Here is a 25533-nt window from a genome sequence, read left to right on the forward strand (position 1 = left end):
GACGTGTCCGACACCACCACGACCGTGGTCGAGGTCGCCCCGGCGCCCCCGACCACCACACCCACCGCCGCCGACAAGCCCACCAAAACCACCGCAGCCCCGGCCGCGGCGGTGCCGGGGCTGCCGCTGGCGGTGGCCGCCGTAAATACCGCGGGCGGCCTCACCGCCGGGGCCCTCGCCCTCGGCGGCCCCGCCACCCTCGCCACCACCGGTGTCGTCGCCGGAGCGGCGGCGGTCGGCGCCCTGGCCCGGCGCGCCCGCGCCAACCGGGCCCGCACCCGGCAGGCCGCCACCCTGCACCACACCCCGCGGCAGGCCGCCGGACACCGCACGGCGTCCCGGCCAGCGCCGCTCGGCTCCGTCCCGCAGGCCCGCCGCACCGGCAGTGCCGCTAGCGGGACCAGTGGCGCCCGGAGCGGCCGTGCCGCTGTCGGCGGCGGGGCGGCCCCGGCACGGAGTCAGACCAGGGCCCGCGCCCACCGCGCCACCGCCACGCCGGGCGTGACGGCCTCTCGGCACCGTCCGGCTCCGGCCAGCACGGGTCGGGGGTCGTCGGGTCCGGCGTTCACCCTGGCCAAGGCCGCCCGGACCGCCACCCGCGGCGGCACCGGGGCCGGTGCGACGGGGCGGTGGCCTCTTCCATCCCCGCAGCGCACCGCGAAGACCGAGGCGAGGACGGCCCGGAACCTGGCCAAGGGCCACGCGAAGGCGATGCGCAGGGCCGGGATCGACCCCGCCACCGGCGCCGCCACCCGCCCCGCCAGGCCCGGCAAGGGCTCGGCCGAGGCGCGGGCGGCGACGCCGGAGCAGGCGAAGAAGCTGCGGCGCTCCGCGTGGCGGTACCGGGCTCGGATGACCGCCGCCGGGCTGGCCACCGGCCTGGTCGGCGCCGCCTCGGTCGCGGCGTTCAACTGGCGCCACCCCGGCCGCGTGTCCTCGCACATGCGCCGCACCTGGCAGCGCCTCGCAACCCGCGCCCGCGCGGTCCGCGAGGCGCGTGACGCCGCCATCCTTGGCGGCGCCGCCGGGACCCCGGACGCCTCCGCGGTGCCGGTCCCGGCGGAGAGCGTCCAGCAGCCCGGCACCGCTTCGGCCGCTTCGGCTCTTAAGAGCAGGACCGCCCCCGCCCTGGCCGGGCGGTTGGCGGCCCGGATCAGCATCGGCAAGCCCACCGTCCAGGAGGCCACCGTGTCCGACCAGCAGTCCGTCCCCACCTTCTCCCTGTCGTCCGCGGCGGACGTGATGCTCCAGGCCGCGTCCACGTTCGACCCCGAGCACATGACCGAGTTCGGCGTCCTCGCCGACGACCTCCCGGTCGCGTTCGCCACCATCCAGGAGGTCCTGCGCGTCCTCGCGGAGCAGGGCCGCGAGAGCCTGCCGCTCGACCCCGTCGTCTCCGAGGAGATCGCGCAGGGCTACCAGGCCATGGGCCGCGTGGTCTCCGCGCTGGAGAACGTCGCCCCGGTCTTCCGGCAGGCCCACGCGGACGACCTGGAGCGCAACGAGAACCCGCGCAACGGCCTGGACGCCGAGCGCAAGTGGAACGTCCAGTAACCCCAACCCTTCCCCGCACTACCAACGCCCCGGCCGGGCCGCCCACATCACCGTGTGGGCGGCCCGGCCGCTTCCCGCGGAGGAACCGCCCCATGACCACCCGCACCACCAGGAAGAACCCGCCCCCGTTCACGATCGACTGGAAGGCCGGCCACGGGGTGCTGTCCGGCACCGTGAATGGCGCCCTCGGTGCCCTGACCACCGCCTCCCTCGGCCACGCCACCGGCATGCCCGCCGGCTGGGCCCTGGCCGCGGGTGCGGCCGGCGCGCTCGGCGCGACGTTCGCCGCGACCCGCCGGCGGCTGACCGCCGCCACTACGACGTTCCGCGCCACCTGCTGGCTCACCGCGGGCGGCTGGACCTCGTGGGCGATCGCCCACGGCGGCCCGTTCACTTGGCCCCACCTCGGGAGCCTGGCCGTGGCCGGGATCGCGGCCGGCACGCTCGCCCCGGTCCTCGCCGGACACGAGCAGGTCGAGCAGGAGGCCCGCCGCCACCTGCTGCTGATCGGCGCCCGCCGGCAGATGGCCGCCGACTGGACCGACCGCATCCGCCGGGTGTGCAACGTCGACGTGACCGTGCTCGGCATCGAGTACTGGCCCTCCGGCACCGGCTACACCCTGGAGCTGGAGCTACCCGAGGGCGGCACCACCCGCCGGGCCATCACCGACCGCACCGAAGCACTCGGCTCCGACCTCGACCTGCCCGAGGGCTGCGGCCTGACCACCTCGCCCGGCATCTCGCGCCGCCGGGTCCTGGTCATGGTGACCACCAAGTCCCTGGCCGGCATCGAGCTGCCCTTCCCGGTGGACGAGCTGGCCGAGGTCACCACGGTCAACAACCCGATCCCGGTCGGTCTACTGTCCGACGGGGCGCGGGCCGAGTTGGACCTGCGGCAGGCGTCCACGATCGTCACCGGCCCCACCGGCTCCGGCAAGACGAACTGGCTGCACACCCTGATCGCCCTGCTGAATCAGACCAACGACACCCTGGTCTGGGTGATCGACCTCAACGCCGGATCGATCGGCCTGCCCTGGCTCAACGCCTGGCGCGACGCCCAAATCCACCGCCCGGGCTCCCGCTGGGCCGACGCCGACATCCCGGTGCCGGGCGTCGACTGGGTCGCCTCCACCCCCGCGGAGGCCAAGCGGATGCTGGACGCGGCGGTGCGGATCGCCAAGCGCCGCAAGGTCGCCTACCAGGACGCTATGCGCGACGCGAACGACGACAAGCTGCCCGTCGGCCCCGACATCCCGGAGATCGTGATCGTCATGGACGAGGGCGCCGAGGTCGCCGCCACCCGCGAAGCCCGCGCCGTCCTGGCTGGTATCTCGGAGGTGATCCGGATCGCCCGCGCGATGGCCATCCGGGCCGTCGTCTCCGTGCTGCGGGTGACGCAGGACGTGATGCCGGACCCGCTGGTGCGGAAGATGGCCTCGAACCGGGTCGCGACGGGGGCGTTCGAGGACTCCGAGCTCGGCCACCTCTTCGGCTGGCGCGCCCTGCGGGCCGAGGACAGCTTCGACGGACCCGGCTCGCTGCTGGTCGGCACCGAGGGCAAGCAGCCCGCCAAGGGCCGCCAGTGGCGCATCACCCCCGCCCAGATCGAGGACGTCTGCGCCCGCACCGCCCACCGCCGCCCCCAGCTCGACGGCCCGTCGCTGGAGGCCGCCGGACCGGACTACGTGAACCGGTGGCTGCTGGAACGCTGCGGCCACCTCTGGAGCGAGCCGACCCCGGTCCCGGCCGGTGGCCCGGCACCCACCGCCGGCACGGCGCCGGGTGACGCCGAGCGGGGGCTGAACACCGGCCCGCTGCCCGGCGGGTGGAAGCACACCGCGCATTGGGACAACCCGCCCGCGGCCGACCCGGACGACCTGGAGTCCATCTGGCTCCTGCCGCCCGCGGACGAGCCCGGCACCGGCGGTGCCAGCGCGACGGACTGGTCCGACCCCTCCACCTGGACCAGCGGACGCGAGCAGACCTCGGAGGAGCCCGGCGCCAAGGACGCCGCCCTCGCCCTGCTGCTGGCCGCCGGGCCGAACGGCACCGGCGCGTCCGCGATGGAGAAGGTCCTGCGGCCCGAGTTCGGCACCACCCGGCCGACGATCGTCGGCTGGCTCAAGGCGTGGGCCGAGTCGGGCGAGGTCGTCCGGGTCGGCGAGGGCAGCAAGGCCCGCTACGTCCACCACCGGCACGCCCCGCAGCCGCCCGCCGAGGGCTGACCCACGGCACCTGTCTGTCGCCTGTCGTCCCCCTCCGAGATGGAGGGGGACGGACGCTCCCAAACCTGTCATCCCCCTGTCTGACCTGCGGGACTACAGGCGACAGACAGGCGACAGGCAACAGACGACAGACAGGCCACACGACAGGCAGCCAACAGGCACCACGGCCCCGCCCGGACCGTCCGGGCGGGGCCGACCGCACCCCACACCGACGCCCGGAAAGGGACCCAGCTCGTGATCGTCTCCATCAGCCTGACCGTCCTGTTCTCCATCATCAGCGTCTTGCTGATCCGCGGCCGGCGCGTCTCCCTGCCGACCGCCGGAGCGCTCTGGCTGTCCGGCTTCACCCTCGCCTCCACCGGCGTCGCCGGACCCGTCAACACCTTCCTGACCGCCCTGGTCGCCCTCATCACCCACCACTGATTCCAGCCTCGAAGGAGAGCACCGCCATGGACCACCAGCCGTATGCGCCCACGCCGGTGCTCTACACCGCCGACGGCCAACCCCTCTACACCGCACCGCCGCAGGCAGCCCCGATCGCCGTCTACCGGCCAGCACCGATGGCGCACCTGACCCATCAGCAGGCCGCCGCGCCGATCGACCCGACCTCGGTCTACCTGCCCGCCCCGGCCGCGGAGTCGGGCCGGGACGTGTGGCCCGCCCGGCTGCTCGCCGGAGGGATCGGCGCCGGCGCCGCCGGGGTCGGACTCGGCTTCCTGTTCCAGGCGGTAGCCGCCGCCACCACCGGGCTTGGCCTGCTCGCCGCCGTCCTCGCCCTGGTCTGGCTCCTCAAGAACACCGGGAGCGGCGGGGGCGGACGCAGCGGCGTGAACCTGTCGGTCAACGTCTCCAACCGCAACCGCTGACTCCGGCCTGTACCGACCGGCCGTGCCGCCCGCGCCACCGCCGCCACCAGCGGCCGGCGCGCGGGCGGTGCGGGGGACGGGCAGACCCGCTCCCGACACCACCGAGCGCCCCTGGGAGGGCCCCGTGTCCGTGGGAGAGACCCCGATCACCGTCGTCGGCAACCTCACCGACGACCCCGAACTGCGCTTCACCCCCGCCGGGGTGGCGATGGCCCGCTTCACCATCGCCTCCACCCCGCGCACCTGGGACAAGACCACCGGGCAGTGGAAGGACGGCACCGCGCTGTTCCTGCGCACCACCGCCTGGCGCGAGATCGCCGAACACGCCGCCGACACCCTGACCGAGGGCATGCGCGTGGTCGCCACCGGCCGCCTCGTCCAGCACAACTGGCAGACCCCGGAGGGCGAGAACCGCTCCATGCTCGGCCTCGACCTCGACGACATCGGCCCCAGCCTCAAGTTCGCCACCGCCAAGGTCACCAAGGCCCAGCGCACCAACGCCCCGGGCCCGGCGCCGGTCACCGACGACCCGTGGACCGCAGCCAGGACCGCCCCGGCGGCGGCCGGCGCCGCGCCGACCGCGGAGCCCCCGTTCTAGGCAGCCCTCGCGCAGCTCGATCAGTGCAAAGCCCCGCAGCAGCCGTCCAACCTTGCCGGGCGACGGCGGCTGCTGCGGGGCCCATCCAGTCCGTACGAGACGAACCAGGACTCCAGCATGCCCGAGTTCACCACCCGCACACTCGCCCTCACCGACGACAAGACCGACAAGGCCCAGGCGTCCGACGGCCGCTCCCGCTTCGGCGCCTACCTCGCCAACAACGCCCACCTGCTCAACGACTTCGGCGACCCGCTCACCCCGGCCGACTTCGCCCGCGCCGCCTGGCGAATCGCCACCTCCCCGGTCATGGCCCCCGGCTACGTCCACATCCGCCCCGACCTCCACGCCCTCACCCTGGTGGCGCCGGACGAGGACACCGACGACCTGGCGCTGCGCATCGAGGTGCCGCTGCGGCACCGGGCCCTCGCCGCCTGGCCGGCCCGCATGGTCGCCGACTGGCAGCCGGACCCGTGGGCCACCGGTCGTGGCAGCTTCACCGCCCTTGCCCGGCCCGACCGCGCCGACCGCACCGCCCTGCTCCTGACCGCCACCGTCCTCGTCCCGGTCCCCGCCGACCTGTTGGTCGCCCCGACCGGTACCCAGCTGAACCCGGACATGACCCGGCAGGCCAAGCAGGTCATCGCCGCCCTGGTCGGCCACGCGAACGCGCACGCCTACCTGGTCAACGACCTCACCGCGGGAGCCGTCCGGTGAGCCCCGACCGGGTGCCGCCGCTGGGCGGCACCACCGACAGCCTGTGGCTCGGCGTGCTCGCCGCGGCGGCCGGCCGCTGCCAGTGCCGCGGCGCCTGCGGCAAGTCCCACGCCAAGGACGGCGGCCGCTGCCAGCGCGAACACGGCGGCTACCAGCAGCACCACGGCGGCGGCACCGTCCGCCTCATCGTCGCCCCCGCCAACCCGGCCGACCTGCTGCTGCCCCCGCACCGCACGGCGGCCCTGCCCAAGCGCCACCTCGCCGCCTGGTGCCCGCCCTGCCACGACGGCGCCCGCACCCTCGCCCGCCGGCACCAGCACGCCACCACGCCCGCCGCCGAGCCGGACGCCCTCTTCGACCTCTGACCTGCTGTGGGCCCGGTGCCGGACTCGAACCGGCACCGGCCCCGTGCTTTGGAAGGACCATCCGCGGATGACCGCACCCAACGCCCTGCTCGCCGCGGCCCTGGCCGCCATCGACCGCGGCCACCACCTCTTCCCGCTCCACCCCGGCAGCAAGCGCCCCGCCCTGCACGCCGAAGACCACTGCCCCCGCACCGGCCCCTGCACCACCGGCCACCAACGCTGGGAGCAGCGCGCCACCACCGACCCCGCGGCGATCCGCCGGGCGTGGGGCCACGGGCCGTACAACATCGGTGTTGCCACCGGTCCGTCGCGGTTGGTGGTGGTCGATCTGGACGTGCCCAAGCACCCCGGTGACACCCCGCCCGAACCCTGGGCTGCGCTCGGGGTGCGGGACGGCGCCGACGTCTTCGCCGCCCTCTGCGAGCAGCACCGCCAGCCGTACCCGGTCGATACGTTCACCGTCCGTACTCGGCTCGGCGGGCTGCACTTGTACTTCGCCGCACCTCCCGGCTTCGCCCTGCGGAACACCAGTGGTGACAAGGGCCGCGGACTCGGTTGGAAGATCGACACCCGGGCTGCCGGCGGCTACGTCGTCGCCCCTGGCTCGGTGGTCGGCGGCCGGCCGTACACCGTCGAGCACGACGCCGAACCGGCCCCGCTCCCCGCCTGGCTGGCCGCCCTCCTCGCCCCACTCGCACCGGCAGCGCGGCCCCTGCGGGCCGTGCCCCGTCCCCGTGCCGGCCGCTCCGGCGGGTACGCGGCGGCGGCCCTGCGTAACGAGGCCGCCAACGTCGCCACCGCCCCGGAGGGCACCCGCAACTGGGCCCTCACCCGCGCCGCGCGCGCCCTGGGCCGCTTCATCGCCAACGGCCAGCTCTGCCGCAGCGAGGTCGAAAGCGCTCTTAAGGCAGCGGGCGAAACGGCCGGCCTGCCCCCGCGCGACGTCGACGCGACCATCCGCAGCGCCCTCACCTGGTCCATCGCCAACAACCCCACGGGAGACGCCGCATGACCGCCCACCAGACCCGACCCCTTAAGAGCCAGAACCTCGGCCCCGACGGCGCCGGGGCCGAGGACGGCGCCGCCCTGCTCGACGCGGTCGAGGCCCACCACCGCCGCTTCAACGTCTTCCCCTCGGAGGCCGCCTACGTCGCCGTGGTCCTGTGGGACGCGCACGCGCACCTGATGGACTGCTTCGAGGCCACCCCCCGCCTGGCGTTCCTGTCCCCGGAGCCGGCCAGTGGCAAGACCCGCGCCCTGGAGATCGTGGAGACCTTGGTCCCCCGCCCGCTGGTCACCGTGGACATCAGCCAGTCCGCGCTGTTCCGCTCCGTCTCCGACGGGGACCAGCGCCCGACCGTGCTGTTCGACGAGATCGACACCGTCTTCGGCGCCGCCGCCGGCGGCAACGAGGAACTGCGCGGCCTCATCAACGCCGGCTACCGCCGCACCGGCGGCGTCATCCGCGCCGTCCGCGAAGGCGACAGCCACGTCGTGCAGAAGTTCCCCGTCTACGCCGCCCTCGCCATGGGCGGCCTCGGCGACCTGCCCGACACCATCATGAGCCGCTCCGTCGTCGTCCGGATGCGCCGACGGGCCCCCAACGAGAAGGTCGAGCCGTTCCGGCAGCGCATCAACGAGCCCGAGGGCCACGCCCTGCGCGACCGGCTCGCCGCATGGGCCGACACCGTCCGCGAACGGATCGAAGGCGCCTGGCCCGAGCTGCCCGACGGCGTCACCGACCGCCCGGCCGACGTGTGGGAGCCCCTGCTCGCCGTCGCCGACGCCGCCGGCGGCCACTGGCCCGCCCGGGCCCGCGCCGCCTGCCTCGAACTCGTCAACGCCGCCAAGGCCAACGACAAGGGCTCCGTCGGCATCCGCCTCCTCGCCGACCTGCGCGACATCTTCTACGGCGCCGAACGCCTCACCAGCGCCACCATCATCGAACGCCTCACCGGCCTCGACGACGCCCCCTGGGCCGACCTCGACGGCCGCCCCCTCAACACCCGCAGCCTCTCCAGGATGCTCGGCGAGTACGTCACCGCCACCAACCAGCCCATCCGCCCCCGCAACATCAAGATCGGCACCGCGGTCGCCAAGGGCTACTACGCCGACGACCTCGCCGACGCCTGGAGCCGCTACTGCCAGAGCGTTCCCGAGAAGTCCGCTACCGCCGCTACTGCCGCTACCGCGCAGGTCAGGGCCCTGTTTCCGGTAGCGGAACCGGTAGCGGTAGCGGATAGCGACCCACCCTCCACCACCCCCGCCCTGGCCGACCTCACCACCGTCGGCTAACCCACCCATCCGCTACCGCTACCCCATCCGCTACCGCCGCACCCCCTCCCACCTGCGCGGTAGCGGAGTAGCGGCGGTAGCGGACCTCCGGAGAACAAGGGGCCGCTCCCGGCCCTCAACCACGTGATCAAGGAGCCGCTCCATGACGTCCGCAGTGCCCGCGGCCATGACTGTGGAAGAGGTCATGACCGCCCTCAGGCTGAGCCGTAGCAAGGTCTACGACCTGCTCCGCTCCCGTGAACTCCCAAGCTTCACCGTCGGTCGTTCGCGTCGGTTCGACGCTGCCGACGTGACCGCCTACATCCGCAAGCGAGTTGAGGAGAACTACTAGTGTCAAGGCGCGCCAACGGCGAAGGCACCATCACCCGCCGCAAAGACGGGCGGTACGCCGCCGCCGCGTACGTCTACAAGCCCGACGGCACCCGCGCCCGCAAGTGGGTCTACGGCAAGACCCGGGCCGAGGTCGCCAGCAAGCTGACGGAGATGCAGGAGAAGACCCGTCAGGGTATCCCCGCCATCACCTCCAGCATGCCGCTCGACAAGTACCTGGACTACTGGCTCCGGACCGTCGCACCCGAGCGGTACAAGCCCTCGACCATGTCGAGCTACGAGCCCATCACGCGGGTATACATCGTTCCCGCGCTCGGCCGGAAGCCTCTCAACAGGCTGACGCCGGCGGATGTGCGCCGCTTCCTCACTGACTTCCGCGCCGGTTGCCTGTGCTGCCTGCGTCGCGTCGACCACAACCGGGCCGCCGACAAGCGTGAGTGCTGCGCGGTTGGGAAGTGCTGCGAGCGACGTCCCTCGGCGCGCACGGTCCAGTACGCCCATGCCGTGCTCCGTTCCTCGCTGCAGAGCGCTGTCCGCGAGGAGCTGCTGGCCCGGAACGTGGCCCGGCTGGTGGAGCGTCCCTCCGTGCCTCACAAGGAGGTCCAGCCGCTCAACGCGGCCGAGGTCCGGCTCCTGCTGCGGGCCGCACGGGAACACCGGCTCTACCCGCTCTGGTTGCTGCTCGTCTCCACTGGCCTGCGCCGCGGGGAGGTGCTGGCCCTCACCTGGTCGGACGTCGACCTCAAGGCCCGGCAGCTCCGGGTGCGGCGCAACCTTCAGCGGGTCGGCGGCCAGCTCCTGTTCGGCACGCCCAAGACCGCTCGGTCGCTCCGCACCATCGCCCTGCCAGCGTCGTGCGTCGCCCAGCTCCGGGAGCGTCAGGAACAGCAGGTGCAGGAGCGCGCGGAGGCCGGCCTCGACTGGCAGCCGCTCGACATCCAGCCCGACGGGCTCGTCTTCACCACCCTCACCGGGACCGCGCTGGACCCGCGGAACCTGAACCGCAGCCTCGCGGCGCTCTGCTCGAAGGCGAAGCTCCGCCCGATCCGGGTGCACGACCTGCGACACACCTGCGCCTCGCTGATGCTCGCCGAGGGCGTCGGCGTCCGCACCATCATGGAAACCCTGGGACACAGCAGCATCACCATGACGCTGGACACCTACGCGCACGTCATGCAGACGACGCTCCACGACGCCGCGAACCGGATGGACGACGCTCTAGGCATGGCCGACAACAAGCCCGACGGCGGGGAAGAGGATGACGGACCGGCCGCCGCAGGGGTTCCCGTGAAGGGCTGATCAAAGCGCGTTGTGGTCAGCTGTGGTTGTCAAAAGGGCCGGAGACTATGTCTCCGGCCCTCTGACCACTGTCGGGACGACAGGATTTGAACCTGCGACCCCTTGACCCCCAGTCAAGTGCGCTACCAAGCTGCGCCACGTCCCGTGGTCTCGGCGCCTCGGTTCACCGATCTTGATCGGTGAACTTCGGCTTCTCGACCTTGCCCCCGGTCTCCCGGCGACGTGGAAAACAATACAGCACGTGGAGGGGTGCTCGCTGCCAGGTTTCGGGTGGCGGGTCCGGGGGGTGTCGTGGCTGGTCAGACGGGCGCGGCGCGTAGGGCACCACGGCGGGTCAGGGTGTCGGGTTGCGGGAGTCGTAGCGGAGGAAGGCGGGGCGCCGGGCCGCGAGCAGTAGGACGGCGGCGACGCACGCCAGCCCACCCGTGACGACGGAGATCGTGACGGAGGAGGCGAGGGCGGCGACCGTGCCGGATTCGAAGTCGCCCAGGCGGGGGCCGCCGGCGACCACCACGATGAAGATGCCCTGGAGGCGGCCCCGCATGTCGTCGGGTGCCGCGACCTGCGTGATCGTGTTGCGGAAGATCATGCTGATGGTGTCGGCGCAGCCGGCCGCCGCCAGCAGCGCCAGCCCGAGCCACAGCTCTCGGACGACCCCGAAGGCGGCGATGGCGAGCCCCCAGGCGGCGACGGCGGCGAGGACGGCCGCGCCGTGCCGGTGCACCCGCCCGATCCACCCCGAGAACAGCGCTCCGGCCAGCGCGCCGACGGCCGGGGCGGCGACGAGCAGGCCGACCGTCCCGGCGCCGCCCCCGTAGAAGCCGACCGCGATGGCCGGGAAGAGCGCCCGGGGCAGGCCGAAGATCATGGCGGCGAGGTCGGCGAGGAAGCTGGTGCGCAGGTTCGGCCGGGTGGCGAGGAAGCGCAGCCCGTCGAGGACGGACGCCCGCCCCTTTCGTCCGCCGCCGTCACCGCCGTCACCGCCGTCGCCGCCCTCGCTCTGCGGCTTCATCGCCGGCAGCCGCCACATCGCGTAGAGCGTCGCACTGAAGGCGACCGCGTCGAAGAGGTACGCGGACTGGGCCCCGAACGCACCGATCAGCAGACCTCCGAGCATCGGCCCGACGGTCATGCCGAGGTTCATGCTCACCGTGTTGAGGGCGTTGGCGGCGGGCAGCTGTTCGCGCGGCACCAGGCGCGGGATCATCGACGACCGGGCGGGCGAGGAGAGCGCGAAGAAGCCGGCCTGGAGGGCCACGGCCGCGTACAGCAGGGCGACGACGTGCAGGCCGAGCAGGGCCTGGCCGGCGAGGAGCACGGAGACGGCGGCGAGGCCGGCGGAGCCGATCAGGCCGAGGCGGCGGCGGTCGACGGTGTCGGCGATCGCGCCGCCCCACAGGCCGAAGGTGACCAGCGGGACGAGCGAGAAGAGTCCGACCAGGCCGGTGGCGAAGCTGGACCGGGTGAGGTCCCAGACCTGTACGGCGACGGCCACGGCGGTCATCTGCTGGCCCACCGAGGAGACGGTCTGGCCGAACCAGACCCGCCGGTAGTCGGGGATGTCGCGCAGCGGCCCGATGTCGGCCAACGCGCCGCGGGCGATCCGCCGGAGCCGTCCTGGGGCCGCAGCACCTGCCCCGGCAGCGCCTGGCCCAGGGGAAGCAGTGGGGGCGGGCGGGGCGGTCTCAGGGGCCTGGGGCTGATCGGTCGACATGGTCAACCATGTTCGACCACGACGTTTCGTCCCCTCCCGCCGGGGTTGCGGCTACGGTGGCCGCCGTGGCGTCCTCCGATCGCGAACTGACCGCCCCGGTCGACCTCTGCCGGCCCGACGGGCGGCTCGATCCGGCGGCCGTGGGCTGGTCGCGCCGCCCGCTGCACCGGGCGAACCTGCGCGGCTGGGGCCGTACCAAGCGCTGGGAGTACTGGTGCGTGGCCGCGCCGACGCACCTGGTGGCGCTGACCGTCAGCGATCTGGACTTCCTGGCGCTGAACAGCGTCCACGTGCTGCGCTGGGACGGCCCGGCCGGGCGTACCCGCCCCTGGGAGATGGAGCGCACCGCCCTGGTGCCGTTCGGCCGCGGGGTCGCCCTCCCGGAGGCGGTCGCCGGGTCGGGCGGGAGCGGAACGGACGTCGTGGTCGGCCCGGAGCGGCCAGCCGGCGGCCGGGTCCGGGTGGAGATCCTCGGCGAGCCGGGCGGCACCCGCCTGCGGGCCCGCTGCCTGGCACCGGACGGCCTGCCGGTCGAGGTCGACGTGTTCGCGGCGCTGCCGGACGGCCACGAGACGCTGGGCGTGGTCGTCCCCTGGGACGAGCGGCGCTTCCAGTACACCTCCAAGCACACCGCCCGTCCCGCCCGCGGCACGCTGCGGATCGGCGACGAGACACTGGCGTTCGGGGAGGCGGGCGACGCCTGGGCGGTGCTGGACCACGGCCGGGGGCGCTGGCCGCGGTCGGTGCACTGGAACTGGGGCGCCGCCTCCGGCCGGACCGGCGGCCGGACGTTGGGCCTGCAGTTCGGCGGCCGCTGGACGGTCGGCACCGGCACCACCGAGAACGCCCTCTGCGTGGACGGCCGCCTCACCCGGATCGGCGAGGAGCTCACCTGGTCGTACGACCTCGCCGACCCGCTCGCGCCGTGGACGGTCCGCACCCCGGGTGCGGACCGGGTGGACCTGGTCTTCACTCCGTTCCACGACCGGCGCACCCGGACCGGGGCGGGCCTGCTCGCCAACCGCACCGACCAGTGCTTCGGCCACTACCGGGGCAGCGTCCGGGCGGAGGACGGCCGCCGGATCGCCGTCCACGACCTGTTCGGCTGGGCCGAGGACGTCCGGATGCGCTGGTGAACCTGTAACGCCGGACCCGGCCGGCTACCCCCGACCGCCGAACCAGGCCTGCGGCTCAGCCGGTGACCACGTGCCGCTCCCCCGCCTCGACGGCGACCGGCAGCCGGTTCCCGGGGGGCGGGAAGGGGCAGATGAAGTGGTCGGCGAAGGCGCACGGCGGCAGGTGGGCCCGGTTGAGGTCGAGCACGGTCCGGCCTTCGGCGTCCGGCCCGGGCAGGGTGATGAACCGGAAGCGGTAGGTCTCGTGCCCGCTGGTGGCGTCCGCGATGACGCCGCTCAGCCGGCCGCCGGAGCGGCTGACGGTCAGGGCGTACTCCTCGCCGCACAGGGTGAAGGCGATCTGCCCGGTGACCGCGAGCGGCCGTTCCTTGCCGTCCGCGTTGGGGACGGTGAGTGCCCGCTCGCCGCTCTCGAACGGGGTGAAGAGGGCGGGGACGGCCCAGTCCGGCGCGTACGGGAAGGTGTCGATGCCCGCGAAGGCGGCGCGGGCCGGGGCGTCCGGGTCGAAGACCCGCAGGGCGAGTTCGCCCTCGCGCTCGATGGGGACGAGCCGCAGGGCGCCCAGGGTGGCGCGCTCGGGGGCCGGGTCGGTGTCGGGCCGCAGCGACACCTCCCCGTCCAGGGCGCCGGCCGACTCCGCCGACTCCAGCCGGATTCCGTACTCGGCCTTGGCGTCGAGGCGGACGGCTCCGTCGGCGGCCCACCACTCGCCCGGCAGGCCGGGGATCTGCTCCCGGTCCGGCCCGAGCCAGTGCGTACCCGTCAGTGCCAGCGGGCCGTGCGGGGCGCTGACGGCGGCGGCGCGGGCCTCGGTCCAGCGCTGCCAGGATTCCGCGGCGGTCTCTGCGGCGGTCATCGGCGGTCCTTCCTGAGCTGTGCCTGAGCGGTCACGGGACGAACGGGGGCGGGAGGAGCGAACGAGGAGCGGAACGAGCGGGCCACCGAACGCCCACGCGCGCGCCCCGCGGGTCGGGGTCAGCGCGCGGTGAGCGGCCTGAAGAGTCCCTCCTGGACGACGGACACCACGAGCCGTCCGCTGCGGTCGAAGATCTCGCCGCGGGCGAGCCCGCGGGCGCCGTGCGCGATCGGCGACTCCTGCTGGTAGAGCAGCCAGTCGTCGGCGCGGAACGGCCGGTGGAACCACATCGCGTGGTCGAGCGAGGCCATGTCGAAGTTCCGCTCGCCCCACAGCGGTTCCACGGGCGCCCGGACGGCGTCGAGCAGCGTCATGTCGCTGGCGTAGGTGAGGGCGCAGACGTGGATCAGCGGGTCGTCGGGCAGCGCGCCGTTGGTGCGCAGCCAGACGCGGCTGCGCGGCTGGACGTCGGCCAGGTCCTCCTTCTTCCACTTCAGCCGGTCGACGTAGCGGATGTCGAACGGCTGGCGGCGGCTGATGAAGGGCGGCAGTTCGCCGAGCCGGGAGCCGACCTCGTCCAGGGCGCTGGGCAGCTCCTCGGGGGCGGGGACGTCCGGCATGGCGTCCTGGTGCTCGATGCCGCCCTGCTCGGGGCGGTGGAAGTCGGCGGTCAGCGCGAAGATCGACCGGCCCTGCTGGATGGCCAGGACGCGGCGGGTGGTGAAGGACCGTCCGTCGCGGATCCGGTCGACCTGGTAGACGATCGGCACGCCGGGGACGCCGGGACGCAGGAAGTAGGCGTGCAGCGAGTGCACGGGGCGGTCCCCGTCGACCGTGCGGCCGGCGGCGACCAGTGCCTGGCCGGCGACCTGGCCGCCGAAGGTCCGCTGGAGGGCCTCCTCCGGGCTGCGTCCCCGGAAGATGTTGAGTTCGATCTGTTCCAGATCGAGCAGGTCGACGAGCTGGTCGACGGGCGTGCCCATGTCCTGTGTCCTCTCCAGGCCGCCGGACGCCCGCCCCGGGATCTCCGGTGCGGCGCCGCCCGGCGCTCTACGTCTACCGAGAAGTCTCCTCCGGATCGGGGAATTCCCGCCGTCCGGATCGGAATCCGCGGTGGGATCCGGTCCCCTCGACCACCGGGAGCGCGGTGCGAGGGCCCGGCGACCGCGGCCTCAGGCGAGCCCGGACTGCCGGACGGTGATGTTCAGCCGGCCGACCAGGCCGAGCGCGGGGTCGGCGGTGCCGGGCAGGGTCTTCACCACGCCGTGGTAGGCGAACCGGGCCGGTCCGCCGAAGACGAACAGGTCGCCGCTGCGCAGTTCCAGGTCGGTCCAGGGCCGGGTGCGGGTCTCGGTGTTGCCGAGCCGGAAGACGCAGCTGTCGCCGAGCGAGAGGGACACCACGGGGGCGTCGACCCGCTCCTCCTTGTCCTTGTGCAGGCCCATCTTCGCGCCGTGCGGGTAGTGGTTGACCACGGCGATGTCGGGCTCGTACCGGGCCGCGCCCGGCACGTCGGCGAGGCCGTCCGTCCCGTAGGCGGCGGCGAGGGCGCGGCGGGCGAGGTCGCCGAGTTCGGGCGGGAAGGGCTTGACCGGGGCGCCGTCGCCGTCGACGACCGTCCGCGCGTAGCCGTACGGGTACCAGTGCCAGCCGAGGCAGACGGTGCGCACCGACATCTGGCCGCCGGTGGGCATCAGGACGGTCCGCATCCCGGCGGGCGGCCGGGACCACTCGCGGCAGGCCTCGACGAGCGCGCGCTGCTCGGCGGCGTCCAGCCAGTCGGGGAGGTGGACGGCGCCGGGGGCGGGTTCGGCGGGCTCTCGCGGGAACGGGAGGGGTTCGCCGGTCATGCGGCCATCCTCGCAGCTGCCCGGGCCCGTCCGGGATCGGACCCGTCCCGGGGCCCTCCCGAGGCCGTCCCCGTCCGGGGCCGGGCGGACGGTGCGCTGCGACAGGTGGGTGCGGGGATCGACATGCGGTGCTCCGGCCGGCGGCCCACGCTGGTCGGGGAGCCGACCCCGCCCCGCCCCGCCGCGGCGCACCGTCTGCGCCGCTCCGTGCACCCGAGGAGCCGGCATGAGCAGGCTGGACTTCGCCGTCGTCGACCTTCCCGAGTCGTCCATGCACAAGACGGCCGTGCTGATCGCCGGCCCGCACGGGACGATGCTGGTGGACACCGGGTTCACCCGTTCGGACGGGCGGAAGCTGGCCCAGCTGGTCCGGGCCATGGAACAGCCGCTCACCACCGTGCTGATCAGCCACGGCGACCCGGACTTCTACTTCGGCGCCGAGGAGGTGCAGAACGCCTTCCCCGAGGCGACGTTCCTGGCGCATCCGCTGGTGATCGAGCACATCGCGCAGACGTACCCGGCGAAGCTGTCGACCTGGGCGCACCTCGGGAGCGAGCTGCCGACCCGGCCGCCGCGGCTGCAGCCGCTGGACGGCGACGTGATCGAGTTCGAGGGGCACCGTTTCGAGGTGCGCGGCTTCGAACCGAAGCTGCCCGACCGGCACTTCCTGTGGGAGCACCGCACCCGGGTGCTGCTGGGCGGCGTCGCGCTCTACCAGGGGCTGCACGCCTGGACGGCGGACACCCCCGACCCCGGTCGGCGGGAGGCCTGGATCGATCTGCTGGACGCCATGGAGGCGCTCGACCCGATGATGGTGGTGGCCGGGCACCGGATGCCCGCGGCCACTCCGGACGCGAGCGCGATCACCTTCACCCGGGACTACCTCAAGGCCTTCGAGCGGGAGGTGGGCAAGGCCGAGGACGCAGCCGAGGCGGAGGATGCGCTACTGCGCCTCTACCCGGACGCCGGCCTGAAGCTCGCCGTCCGGCTCGGCACGAGGGTGGCGAAGGGCGAGCTCGTCCTGGACTGAGCGGCGGGGACGGTCCCCACCGGGTACCGGGACGGCCCGACCGAAGAGCGGGACGGTCCCCCACCGAGTACCGGGACGGGCCCGACCAACTGCCGCGACGGGCCGGACTGGCCGTCAGGACGGCCCGGGGGACCGTCCACCGAAACCGAGCCGCCCGCCGGCGGCCGCCCGTCCGGGGGGTACGGGCGGCCGTCGACGGGCGGCGGCAGGAGGCCGGGGGCGCAGCGGGTGCGCCCGCGGTCGAGGGCGGCGACGCGGGTGTCAGCGCCGCACGGGGTGTCAGACGGACAGGACCTGGCCCGGGAAGATCAGGTTCGGGTTGCCGCCGATGACACCGGCGTTGTTCTTGTACAGGGTCTTCCAGTCGAGGCCCTTGGCGTTGGCGATCTTGCTCAGGGTGTCGCCGGCCTTGACGGTGTAGTTGCCGCCGTTGGTGTTCTTCTTCGCCGGGGCGGACGGCTTCGGGGCGTCCTGCTTGGCGGTGGTGTTCAGGGTGGCGCGGGCCTCGCTGCGGCTGGCCTTCTGCTCGTCGGCCTTCGGGGCGGCCGGGGCGGCGGCCTTGGGGGCCGGGGCGGCGGCCTTCGGGGCGGCAGCGGCGGCGGTGTCGACCTGCGGGGCGGCGCCGCCCTTGGTCAGGCCGGCCTTGACGGAGCAGACGGGCCAGGCGCCCGGGCCCTGCACGGCGAGGACCTTCTCGGCGATGGCGATCTGCTGGTCCTTGGTGGCCAGGTCGGCGCGCGGGGCGAACGCGGTGCCGCCGAAGGCCGCCCAGGTGCTGTTGGTGAACTGCAGGCCGCCGTAGAAGCCGTTGCCGGTGTTGATGTGCCAGTTGCCGGTGCTCTCGCACTGGGCGACGGCGTCCCAGGTGGAGACGGAGGCGGCGGAGGCGGAGGTGGCCGTGACGAGGCCCGCCACCGGCAGGACGGCCACAGCGGCGCCGCCCGCGATCGCCAGCCGGACGCGGTTGCGCTTGGTGGCGGTGGTGGTGGCAGCGGCAGTCTCGTTACGGAAGAGCATGGGATTCCTCTCGAAAGCCCCGGGCGGGCAGGCGGAACCAGAGCCGTATGGCTCTCGTTTCGCTCGCCGCGTCCGCAAGACGGCCGTTGCACGTGTTCGTACGTGCCGCGCCGCCCCGGCCACCCGTTCCGTCCGGGCGGTGGTCAGCCGCTCCGGCGGCACTCGCTCCCCCGGCCGGGGCCGGTGGGCGGTGCTCGGGTGAACCCGGGAAGTGCTCGGTGCACTGGGCAAAAACCTACGAGCCGTCCGGCCGGGCACCAAACAGTTTCGGGTCGTCCCAGCTCAGCGTGGCGTTACCGCGAGTATCGATCTAGCAAATAAAGGAGATTTGCCCGTTTTGTCCATGTTTTCCATGATCGATCCCCACGCGATCGTGAGGCTGCTCACCGTTTCCCGCCTGTGACCTCGGGCACAGCGTCGACAGATTGCGACCACCCGGCCACCCATCGCAGTCAGATCCGCGGCAAATCCCGTCGGAGCCGGACGCACCCGTGACCCCGGCCACAACCGGCCGTTGGAAGTGGCGGCCAGGCGCGCCCGTGCCACACCGAGACCGGAGGAGTCCCCCCTTGCCGCGCATGCTCGAAGTCAGCGACGAAGTACGAACCGAGATCGGCGACGACGAGGCGGACCGTCTCCTCGCCGGCGCCCACGCCCCGGACGCCTACGACTGCACCTCGTGCCGGGCTCCCGGCGACTCGCTGCGCGAGCCCACCAGTACGGTCCTGTTCATCGGCGACGAGACCGCCGTCCTGGCCTTCGCCCACGCCCGGTGCGTGCCCTCCCAGGTGGTACCGGTGGACGAGGAGCAGCTGCTCGGCGCCGTCCGGTCGATCTCGCAGGCACAGGGCGGAGCCGGCGCGCCCGCCGCCGCACCGGCGCACGTCTACCCCGGCACCCACACCGTCGCGGGCATGCCGGACGGCACCTGGTCCGCCCCGGCCGCGCACGCCCCGCAACCGCACGTCCCGCAGCCGCAGGCACCGCAGGCACCTGCCGGTCCGGGCACCCAGCCGGCCGTGCTCGGCGTCACCTGCGGCCTGGTGCTCTGCGGGGACACCCCGTACGCGGCCCTCGTGGTGGAGCCCACCGGGCCGATCGCCCGCCCCGGCAGCGGCTCGGCCGAGGACGAGTTCCTCTCGCTGCTCACCGACCACGGGTTCCAGGTGGTCCAGTCGGTGGACCGGGCACCGGCCCGGCCGCTGACCGGCTGGTCGGTGCTGATGGCGATGGGCCAGCTGCACGCGATCCTGCAGCCCTCGGCGAGCGGCGGCAGCGCCGCCTGGTGGCAGGCCCACCAGCCGCTGCAGGTCACCGAGGCATGGCGGGCCGCGGTCGCCCGCCGCTCCGAGGTGATCATGTACGCGGTGCCGGCCGGGACGATCGGCCGCCAGCCCCGCGAGGACCTGCTGCGGATGGCCCTCGACCGGGCGACCGGCCACGGCGTCCTGGTGGCCGGCATGCTGCCCCTCGCCGGCACCTGATCCCGTCCCGGCGGCGCTCCCCCGGCACGCGGCGGCAGCCGACGGCCTCCAACGGCCAAGACGGACCTGGCCCGGACCTGGACGGACCTCGACCGACCTGGACGGAATGGCATAGGCCGGGCCGCGGGACCCCCGCATCCCCGGGCGGTCTCACTCGTTGGCCCTCACGTGTACAGCTACGACGTCGCCCCGACCACCCGCCCGTCAGCCGGCCGCACCATCCCGGGCATGCGCCCCTCGTACGACGCGGACCTGCCCGCCTCACCGACTCCGATCTACGACGCGCTGTACTCCGAGTACCGGAGACTCTTCCGGGCCCTGCCGGGCGACCGGTCGGACGAGGAACAGCTCCGGTTCAGCGGCTTCGGCTGGCCGGGCGGGTACTCCGGGTTCGGTGCGTCCTCGGCCGCGTCCTACCCGCAGCACCAGGTGTTCGAGACCTACGCGGGGCATGCGCACGGCACGCCCCAGTTCGTCTCGGAGAGCCGTGCGGCGTCCGCCGGGTACGGCGGCCGGCCGCACGGCACCGATCACCACCAGGGGCGGCTGGCGACCCAGGCCGTCACGGTCGGCCACCAGGCCGGCCACACCTCCGCAGGGCACGGGACCACCGGGCACACCGCCGGACACGCGGTCGGCGGCACCGGACAGGGCTGGGTCGCCGCCGGGTACCTGGGGCAGCAGCCGACCACCGCGGCCGGGGGCGGCCGGCACCGGTCGCTGCTGTCGCTGCCGCCGGGCCGCTCCGCCGAGCAGTCGTTCTGAGCGGCCGTTCCCCGTACGTCTGCTACTTCTTGCGGCGCTTCTCGCGCACCCGCACCGAGATCGAGATCGGCGTGCCCTCGAAGCCGAACTCCTCGCGCAGCCGGCGCTCGATGAAGCGGCGGTAGCCGGCCTCCAGGAAGCCGGACGCGAACAGCACGAACCGCGGCGGGCGGGTGCCCGCCTGGGTGCCGAACAGGATGCGGGGCTGCTTGCCGCCGCGGATCGGGTGCGGGTGGGCCGCCACCAGCTCGCCCAGGAAGGCGTTCAGACGGGCCGTCGGGATGCGGGTCTCCCAGCCCTCCAGCGCGGTCTCGATCGCGGGGACGAGCTTCTCCATGTGGCGGCCGGTCTTCGCCGAGACGTTGACCCGCGGCGCCCACTGCACCTGGACGAGATCCCGCTCGATCTCCCGCTCCAGGTAGTAGCGGCGCTCCTCGTCGAGCTGGTCCCACTTGTTGTAGGCGATCACGACGGCCCGGCCGGCCTCGACGGCCATCGAGATGATCCGGGTGTCCTGCTCGGCGAGGGTCTCGCTGGCGTCGATCAGGACGACCGCGACCTCGGCCTTCTCCAGCGCCGAGGCGGTGCGCAGCGAGGCGTAGAAGTCGGCTCCGGCGGTCAGGTGGACGCGGCGGCGGATACCCGCGGTGTCGACGAACTTCCAGGTCTTGCCGCCGAGTTCGATCATCTCGTCGACCGGGTCGCGGGTGGTGCCGGCCAGCTCGTTGACGACCACCCGCTCCTCGCCGGCGACCTTGTTGAGCAGGCTGGACTTGCCGACGTTCGGACGGCCGATCAGCGCGACCCGACGGGGGCCGCCGACGGCGCCGTTGCCGAAGAGCTGCGGCGGGGCCTCGGGCAGCGCGTCCATGACGGCGTCCAGCAGGTCGCCGGAGCCGCGGCCGTGCAGCGCGGAGACGGGGTACGGCTCGCCGAGGCCGAGCGACCACAGGTAGGCGGCCTCGGCCTCGGTGGACGGGCCGTCGACCTTGTTGGCGCACAGCACGACCGGCTTGCCGGCGCGGCGGATCAGCTTGACCAGCGCCTCGTCGGTGTCGGTCGCGCCGACGGTCGCGTCGACGACGAAGAGCACCGCGTCGGCTGCCTCGATGCCGTACTCGGCCTGGGCGGCGACGGCGGCGTCAATGCCGAGGACGTCGACCTCCCAGCCGCCGGTGTCGACGATCTTGAAGCGGCGGCCGTTCCAGGTGGCCTCGTAGGTGACGCGGTCACGGGTGACGCCGGGGCGGTCCTCGACGACCGCCTCGCGGCGGCCGATGACGCGGTTGACCAGGGTCGACTTGCCCACGTTCGGGCGGCCGACGACGGCCAGCACCGGCAGCGGGCCGTGCGAGGCGGCGTCGAGGTCGGCGTCCACCTCGTCGGTGTCGAAGCCCTCTTCGGCGGCCAGCGCCATGAACTCGGCGTACTCGGCGTCGCCGAGCTCACCGTGGTGCGCGGCGGTGTCGTTGCTCATGTGTGTTCATTCCGTTTCCCGGCACGGCCCTTCCCAGGGGCGTGCCGTGCGTACCTGCCCTGTCGGGCAGCGCGAAACTACGTGTCCCGTAGTCGGAGGACGGGCCGGACGGCCCGAGGGGTGGTCTGCGGTGGTGCGGTCGGTCAGACGGCGGACGGCTCCTGGGCCCGCTCCTCGACCAGGGCGGCGACGGTGTCGATCACCTGGTCGAGGGTGAGCTCGCTGGTGTCCACCAGGACGGCGTCCGGGGCCTGGGCCAGCGGCGCCGTCTCCCGGGAGGAGTCGGCGGCGTCCCGGCGGTCCAGGTCGGCCGCCATCGAGGCGATGGTGGCCTCGTCCACGCCCTTGGCACGGAGCTCGGCCGCGCGGCGCGCGGCGCGGGCGGCGCCCGAGGCGGTGAGGAAGATCTTCGCGGTGGCGTCCGGGAAGACCACGGTGCCCATGTCGCGGCCCTCGGCGACTATGCCGCGCGGCGCGACCTCGGCGCAGCCGCGCTGCAGCTCCACCAGCCGGGCCCGGACGGCCGGGACGGCGGAGACCGCGGAGACCTTGGCGGTCACCTCGGGGCCGCGGATCGGAACGGAGACGTCCTGGCCGTCGACCGTGATGGTCGGGCCGGCCGCGTCCGTCCCGGAGACGATCACCGGCTTGCCGCAGGCGATGGCGACCGCCTCGGCGTCGTCCACGTCGATGTCGTTGGAGAGCATCCACCAGGTCATCGCGCGGTACATGGCGCCGGTGTCCAGGAAGCTGAGCCCGAGACGGGCGGCGACCGCGCGGGAGACGGTCGACTTGCCCGATCCGGAGGGTCCGTCGATGGCGACGACGACCGGGGCGTGCGCTCGGTCGGCAGTGTCCACTGGGGCGAACCTCTCTCTCGGTCCGGCGCGCTCGGGCCGGGATGACTATCTCAAGGTTAATGGACCGGCGGAGGCGTCCCGTCCGGTCGCCCCCGGGGCCCGATCGCGGCCCGCGCGGCACCCGCCGATCGGTCGGCCGGCAGCCACTCCTCCTCGTGGAACCGCACCCCGTGCCGGTCGGCGAAGGCCCTCAGCCGGTCCACCTCCTCCTCCGGCAGAGCGGTCCGCGCCGTTCGCAGCCCGCCGGGGGCACCGGGAGCCGGTTCCAGCGCGACGTCGGCGGTCGACCGGGTGCCGCGGGCGCCGCGCTCGCCCCGGTGCGTCAGACCGATCCGCCGGACCGCCGTGAACGGGACGCCGTGTTCCGCCCCGCCGTGCAGCACGAACCGGGCCGTGCCCTGCGCCGGCCGCGGCTCGCACCGCACCACCGGCAGCGCCCGCCGGGCCCGCAGCATCCGCAGCCCGACCAGCTGGCCGGCGACCAGCACCGCACCGATCGCGCACCCCCCACCACCGCAGCGCCGGCCAGAGCAGCAGCAGGAGCAGCGCGGCACCCGCGTCCACCGCGCCGACCGGGGCCGCGGTGCGGTCACCGTTCGCGCGGCCCCGGACTCCACTCCGGTCCGTCCACCACGGCGTCGTGTCCGTCCATCGCCCCTCCCCGGAACCGTCCGGCCCGGTGCAGCGGCGCGGTCGGTGCGGCAGGCGGTTCCCCGAAGGACGCGGAGGTCAGTCGCGGACGCTCCAGCCGCGGTCGCGCAGGCCGCCGGTGAGCAGCCGGACGGCGGACGGGGCGACGTCCAGGTGGACGTGGCCGACCTGCTGGCCGTCGGAGTGCTCGATGGTGACGTCCTCGATGTTGACGCCGAGCGCACCGACCTCGCCGAACAGCCGGCCGAGCTCGCCGGGCTGGTCGCCGAGGACGACGGTGACCGACTCGTACCGGGTCGGCGGGGCGCCGTGCTTGCCGGGGATCCGGGCATGGCCGGTGTTGCCGCGCCGCATCACCGCCTCGATGCCGGCCGCACCGGCCCGCCGCTCGCCCTCGTCGGCGCCCTGCAGGGCGCGCAGCGCCGTCACCGTCTCGTCGAGGTCGGCCGCCACCTCCTGCAGGATGTCGGCGACCACACCGGCGTTCGCGGACAGGATGTCCACCCACAGCGCCGGGTTGGAGGCGGCGATCCGGGTGACGTCCCGGACGCCCTGGCCGGACAGCCGCACGGCGGTCTCGTCGGCGTGCTCCAGCCGGGCCGCCACGATCGACGAGACCAGCTGGGGGGCGTGCGAGATCAGCGCCACGGCGCGGTCGTGCGCGGTCGCGTCCATCACGATCGGCATCGCCCCGCACAGCGCCACCAGTTCGAGCGCGGCGTTCAGGGTGTCGGTGTCGGTGTCCCCGGTCGGGGTGAGCACCCACGGCCGGCCCTCGAACAGGTCGGCACGGGCGGCCAGCGGGCCGGACCGCTCGCGGCCCGCCATCGGGTGGCCGCCGATGTAGTGGACGGTGTCGCAGCCGAGCGCGGCCACCTCGGCCCGCGGGCCGGCCTTCACGCTGGCCACGTCGGTGTAGCAACGGGCCAGTCCGCGGCGCTGGCAGTCGGCAAGCACCTTGCCGACCAGCGCCGGCGGCACCGCCACGATCGCCAGGTCCACCGGGCCCTCGGGCAGCTCGGTCGAACCCGCACCGAGCGCGGCGGCCGTGCGGGCCGCGTCCGGGTCGGCGTCCTCCAGATAGACGGCGACCCCGCGGCCGGTGAGCGCGAGGGCGGCGGAGGTGCCGATCAGTCCGGTGCCGATGACGGCGGCTGTGCGCATGGCGGGGTCGGTCTCCTGGTACGGGCGGCGGTCTTCTGCTCCGCTCATCCTCTCGCAGCCCCACCCCACCCGTCGAAGCCGTCCACCAACCGAACCCTGCACCCGGGGCCGACCACATCGGGGGGCGCGTGGGGGGCGGGTGGGGGGACCTGAGAAGTCCGCCGCCCCCGCGCCCCCGGGTGTGCCCCGTGCGCCGCAGGTCCGTCCGCAACCGGGGCGGAGGGCGGGGTCGTCCCCTCAGCCGACGCGCAGCGGAAATCTGCGGCGGACGGCCGCCGGCCCGGGCAGACTGGCGGCGCGGACCGGGGACGGACGAAGGGCAGGGCGGGGTGGCAGCGGAGACGACGGCGACGGATCGGTGGGAGTCGGTACTCGACTCGGTGGTGGTGTACGCGAGCGGGGCGCTGTGCCGCAGGCGGGCCCGCGGCTCGGTGCCCGCGGACGGCAGGGTCCGGCTGACCGGCCTGCCGAGGGTGGCGGACGCGGGTTCGCTGCGAGCCTCGGTGCTCTCCGGCGGGGCACGGGTGACGGCGGCCCGGCTGGAGCCGGAGGCGGAGGTGCGCAGCCGCTCGGACCTCCCCGAGCTGCGCCGCCGGGTGGAGCGGGCCCGGGACGCCGCGGAGGCCCTGCGGCAGCGCTCCGCGCGGCAGGAGGCGCGGATCGCGGAGATCTCCGCGGTGCGGGCGGTCCCGCCGCCGCTGCAGGCGGACGAGCCGCACCGCCGCACTCCGGCCGATGCCTGGCTGCAGCTGGCGGACTTCGTGGACGAGCGGCTGGCCGCGCTGCATGCGCGGGCCGCGGACCTCGGCGAGGAACTGCGGCTGGCCGAGCACGAGCTGGTCCTCGCCGAGGACGCGCTGGCCCGGGCCTCGTCCGCGGTGGCGGTCGGCCCGGTGACGCTGGGCAGCTCGGCCGTGGTGACGCTGGAGGGTGCGGCGGAGGGTGCCGAGGTCGAGCTGGAGGTGGAGTACGGGGTGCCGGGTGCGGTCTGGGTGCCGACATACCGGCTGACCTACCGCCAGGGCGAGGGGAGCGGGACGCTGCTGCTGCGTGCCCAGCTCGCCCAGCGCACCGGCGAGGACTGGTCGGGGGTGCGGATCGGCCTGTCCACGGCGGACCTGCAGCGCCGGACGGACCTGCCGCAGCTGCGTTCGCTGCGGATCGGCCGGCGGCAGCCCGTACCGGCCGCGTCGGGCTGGCGGGAGCCCCCGGCGGGGCTGGGCGATCTGTTCGCGGGGTACGACGCGGCGGGCCGGCCGCCGCAGCCGCGCGGCCCGGGCCGG

General features: G+C 74.3%; 25 protein-coding genes and 1 tRNA gene. 16 read left to right on the forward strand and 10 right to left on the reverse strand.

Translation table 11 applies throughout. From position 1 onward, the window contains the following. The first annotated feature begins 3 nt into the window (after positions 1-3). The 11 genes from KSNIM_RS11185 (at position 4) to KSNIM_RS11235 (ending at position 10246) form a co-directional block, all read left to right on the forward strand. Positions 4-1554 carry a hypothetical protein gene (locus KSNIM_RS11185; RefSeq protein WP_263103099.1) on the forward strand — a complete coding sequence of 517 codons (1551 nt, stop codon included), beginning with the start codon at positions 4-6 and terminating at the stop codon, positions 1552-1554. A gap of 92 nt (positions 1555-1646) precedes the next feature. Next, on the forward strand, positions 1647-3779 hold the full coding sequence (locus tag KSNIM_RS11190; protein ID WP_263103100.1) for a hypothetical protein: 2133 nt from the start codon (positions 1647-1649) through the stop codon (positions 3777-3779). 234 nt (positions 3780-4013) lie between these two features. Beyond that, the gene (locus KSNIM_RS11195; protein ID WP_263103101.1) at positions 4014-4202 is read left to right on the forward strand and encodes a hypothetical protein; all 189 of its coding nucleotides are present in this window, start codon (positions 4014-4016) and stop codon (positions 4200-4202) included. Positions 4203-4228: 26 nt separating this feature from the next. Then, positions 4229-4645: a hypothetical protein gene (locus KSNIM_RS11200; RefSeq protein ID WP_263103102.1), complete on the forward strand. Its 417-nt coding sequence runs from the start codon at positions 4229-4231 to the stop codon at positions 4643-4645. Between the two features lie 124 nt (positions 4646-4769). Further along, entirely contained in the window at positions 4770-5243 is a 474-nt protein-coding gene (ssb, locus tag KSNIM_RS11205; protein WP_263103103.1) for a single-stranded DNA-binding protein, read from the forward strand. A gap of 117 nt (positions 5244-5360) precedes the next feature. Further along, positions 5361-5957: a hypothetical protein gene (locus KSNIM_RS11210; protein ID WP_263103104.1), complete on the forward strand. Its 597-nt coding sequence runs from the start codon at positions 5361-5363 to the stop codon at positions 5955-5957. Next, entirely contained in the window at positions 5954-6322 is a 369-nt protein-coding gene (locus KSNIM_RS11215) for a hypothetical protein (RefSeq protein WP_263103105.1), read from the forward strand. Before KSNIM_RS11210 ends, KSNIM_RS11215 begins: the two co-directional genes overlap by 4 nt. Positions 6323-6389: 67 nt before the next feature. After that, positions 6390-7334 carry a bifunctional DNA primase/polymerase gene (locus KSNIM_RS11220; RefSeq protein ID WP_263103106.1) on the forward strand — a complete coding sequence of 315 codons (945 nt, stop codon included), beginning with the start codon at positions 6390-6392 and terminating at the stop codon, positions 7332-7334. Continuing rightward, positions 7331-8617, forward strand: a complete 1287-nt coding sequence (locus tag KSNIM_RS11225) for a DUF3631 domain-containing protein (protein WP_263103107.1) — start codon at positions 7331-7333, stop codon at positions 8615-8617. Before KSNIM_RS11220 ends, KSNIM_RS11225 begins: the two co-directional genes overlap by 4 nt. Before the next feature lie 142 nt (positions 8618-8759). Next, positions 8760-8948, forward strand: coding sequence for a helix-turn-helix domain-containing protein (locus KSNIM_RS11230; RefSeq protein WP_263103108.1), 189 nt, complete (start codon positions 8760-8762; stop codon positions 8946-8948). Then, positions 8948-10246 (forward strand): tyrosine-type recombinase/integrase, encoded by a 1299-nt coding sequence (locus KSNIM_RS11235; protein ID WP_263103109.1) that lies wholly within the window; start codon positions 8948-8950, stop codon positions 10244-10246. Before KSNIM_RS11230 ends, KSNIM_RS11235 begins: the two co-directional genes overlap by 1 nt. Positions 10247-10317: 71 nt before the next feature. Here KSNIM_RS11235 and KSNIM_RS11240 read toward each other — a convergent pair. Together KSNIM_RS11240 and KSNIM_RS11245 are read right to left on the reverse strand one after the other, a co-directional pair. Continuing rightward, positions 10318-10391 (reverse strand) — tRNA-Pro (locus KSNIM_RS11240). Positions 10392-10580: 189 nt separating this feature from the next. Next, the gene (locus KSNIM_RS11245) at positions 10581-11960 is read right to left on the reverse strand and encodes an MFS transporter (RefSeq protein WP_411543690.1); all 1380 of its coding nucleotides are present in this window, start codon (positions 11958-11960) and stop codon (positions 10581-10583) included. A gap of 65 nt (positions 11961-12025) precedes the next feature. On the opposite strand from KSNIM_RS11245, the gene KSNIM_RS11250 reads away from it, so the two are divergent. Continuing rightward, entirely contained in the window at positions 12026-13096 is a 1071-nt protein-coding gene (locus tag KSNIM_RS11250; RefSeq protein WP_263103111.1) for a DUF2804 domain-containing protein, read from the forward strand. Between the two features lie 55 nt (positions 13097-13151). On the opposite strand, the gene KSNIM_RS11255 is transcribed toward KSNIM_RS11250, so the two are convergent. The 3 genes from KSNIM_RS11255 to KSNIM_RS11265 form a co-directional block, all read right to left on the reverse strand. Then, entirely contained in the window at positions 13152-13952 is an 801-nt protein-coding gene (locus KSNIM_RS11255; RefSeq protein WP_263103112.1) for a DUF1684 domain-containing protein, read from the reverse strand. A gap of 119 nt (positions 13953-14071) precedes the next feature. Then, positions 14072-14935 (reverse strand): acyl-CoA thioesterase II, encoded by an 864-nt coding sequence (gene tesB, locus KSNIM_RS11260; protein WP_263103113.1) that lies wholly within the window; start codon positions 14933-14935, stop codon positions 14072-14074. Between the two features lie 189 nt (positions 14936-15124). Beyond that, positions 15125-15802: an alpha-ketoglutarate-dependent dioxygenase AlkB family protein gene (locus KSNIM_RS11265; RefSeq protein ID WP_263103114.1), complete on the reverse strand. Its 678-nt coding sequence runs from the start codon at positions 15800-15802 to the stop codon at positions 15125-15127. Positions 15803-16028: 226 nt separating this feature from the next. Between KSNIM_RS11265 and KSNIM_RS11270 the strand changes: the two genes are divergently transcribed. After that, the gene (locus tag KSNIM_RS11270; protein ID WP_263103115.1) at positions 16029-16832 is read left to right on the forward strand and encodes an MBL fold metallo-hydrolase; all 804 of its coding nucleotides are present in this window, start codon (positions 16029-16031) and stop codon (positions 16830-16832) included. Positions 16833-17111: 279 nt separating this feature from the next. Here KSNIM_RS11270 and KSNIM_RS11275 read toward each other — a convergent pair whose 3' ends face one another. Then, entirely contained in the window at positions 17112-17849 is a 738-nt protein-coding gene (locus KSNIM_RS11275) for a LysM peptidoglycan-binding domain-containing protein (RefSeq protein WP_263103116.1), read from the reverse strand. A gap of 578 nt (positions 17850-18427) precedes the next feature. On the opposite strand from KSNIM_RS11275, the gene KSNIM_RS11280 reads away from it, so the two are divergent. Both KSNIM_RS11280 and KSNIM_RS11285 read left to right on the forward strand, forming a co-directional pair. After that, on the forward strand, positions 18428-19333 hold the full coding sequence (locus KSNIM_RS11280; RefSeq protein ID WP_263107899.1) for a hypothetical protein: 906 nt from the start codon (positions 18428-18430) through the stop codon (positions 19331-19333). A 228-nt stretch (positions 19334-19561) separates the two neighbouring features. Next, complete coding sequence (locus tag KSNIM_RS11285) at positions 19562-20098, forward strand: hypothetical protein (RefSeq protein WP_263108266.1); 537 nt, start codon at positions 19562-19564, stop codon at positions 20096-20098. A gap of 22 nt (positions 20099-20120) precedes the next feature. On the opposite strand, the gene der is transcribed toward KSNIM_RS11285, so the two are convergent. The 4 genes from der to KSNIM_RS11305 all read right to left on the reverse strand — a co-directional run bounded on the left by der (position 20121) and on the right by KSNIM_RS11305 (position 24250). Further along, the gene (der, locus tag KSNIM_RS11290) at positions 20121-21575 is read right to left on the reverse strand and encodes a ribosome biogenesis GTPase Der (protein WP_263103117.1); all 1455 of its coding nucleotides are present in this window, start codon (positions 21573-21575) and stop codon (positions 20121-20123) included. A 143-nt stretch (positions 21576-21718) separates the two neighbouring features. Then, the gene (gene cmk, locus KSNIM_RS11295; RefSeq protein ID WP_263103118.1) at positions 21719-22435 is read right to left on the reverse strand and encodes a (d)CMP kinase; all 717 of its coding nucleotides are present in this window, start codon (positions 22433-22435) and stop codon (positions 21719-21721) included. A gap of 56 nt (positions 22436-22491) precedes the next feature. After that, positions 22492-22923 carry a hypothetical protein gene (locus tag KSNIM_RS11300; protein ID WP_263103119.1) on the reverse strand — a complete coding sequence of 144 codons (432 nt, stop codon included), beginning with the start codon at positions 22921-22923 and terminating at the stop codon, positions 22492-22494. Between the two features lie 241 nt (positions 22924-23164). Further along, positions 23165-24250, reverse strand: coding sequence for a prephenate dehydrogenase (locus KSNIM_RS11305; protein WP_263107900.1), 1086 nt, complete (start codon positions 24248-24250; stop codon positions 23165-23167). Positions 24251-24579: 329 nt separating this feature from the next. Here KSNIM_RS11305 and KSNIM_RS11310 point away from each other — a divergent pair. Beyond that, positions 24580-25533: DUF4139 domain-containing protein (locus tag KSNIM_RS11310; protein WP_263103120.1), on the forward strand; the 954-nt coding region annotated here is incomplete at its 3' end.

It is taken from the genome of Kitasatospora sp. DSM 101779 (assembly GCF_025655475.1).
Classification (GTDB): domain Bacteria; phylum Actinomycetota; class Actinomycetes; order Streptomycetales; family Streptomycetaceae; genus Kitasatospora.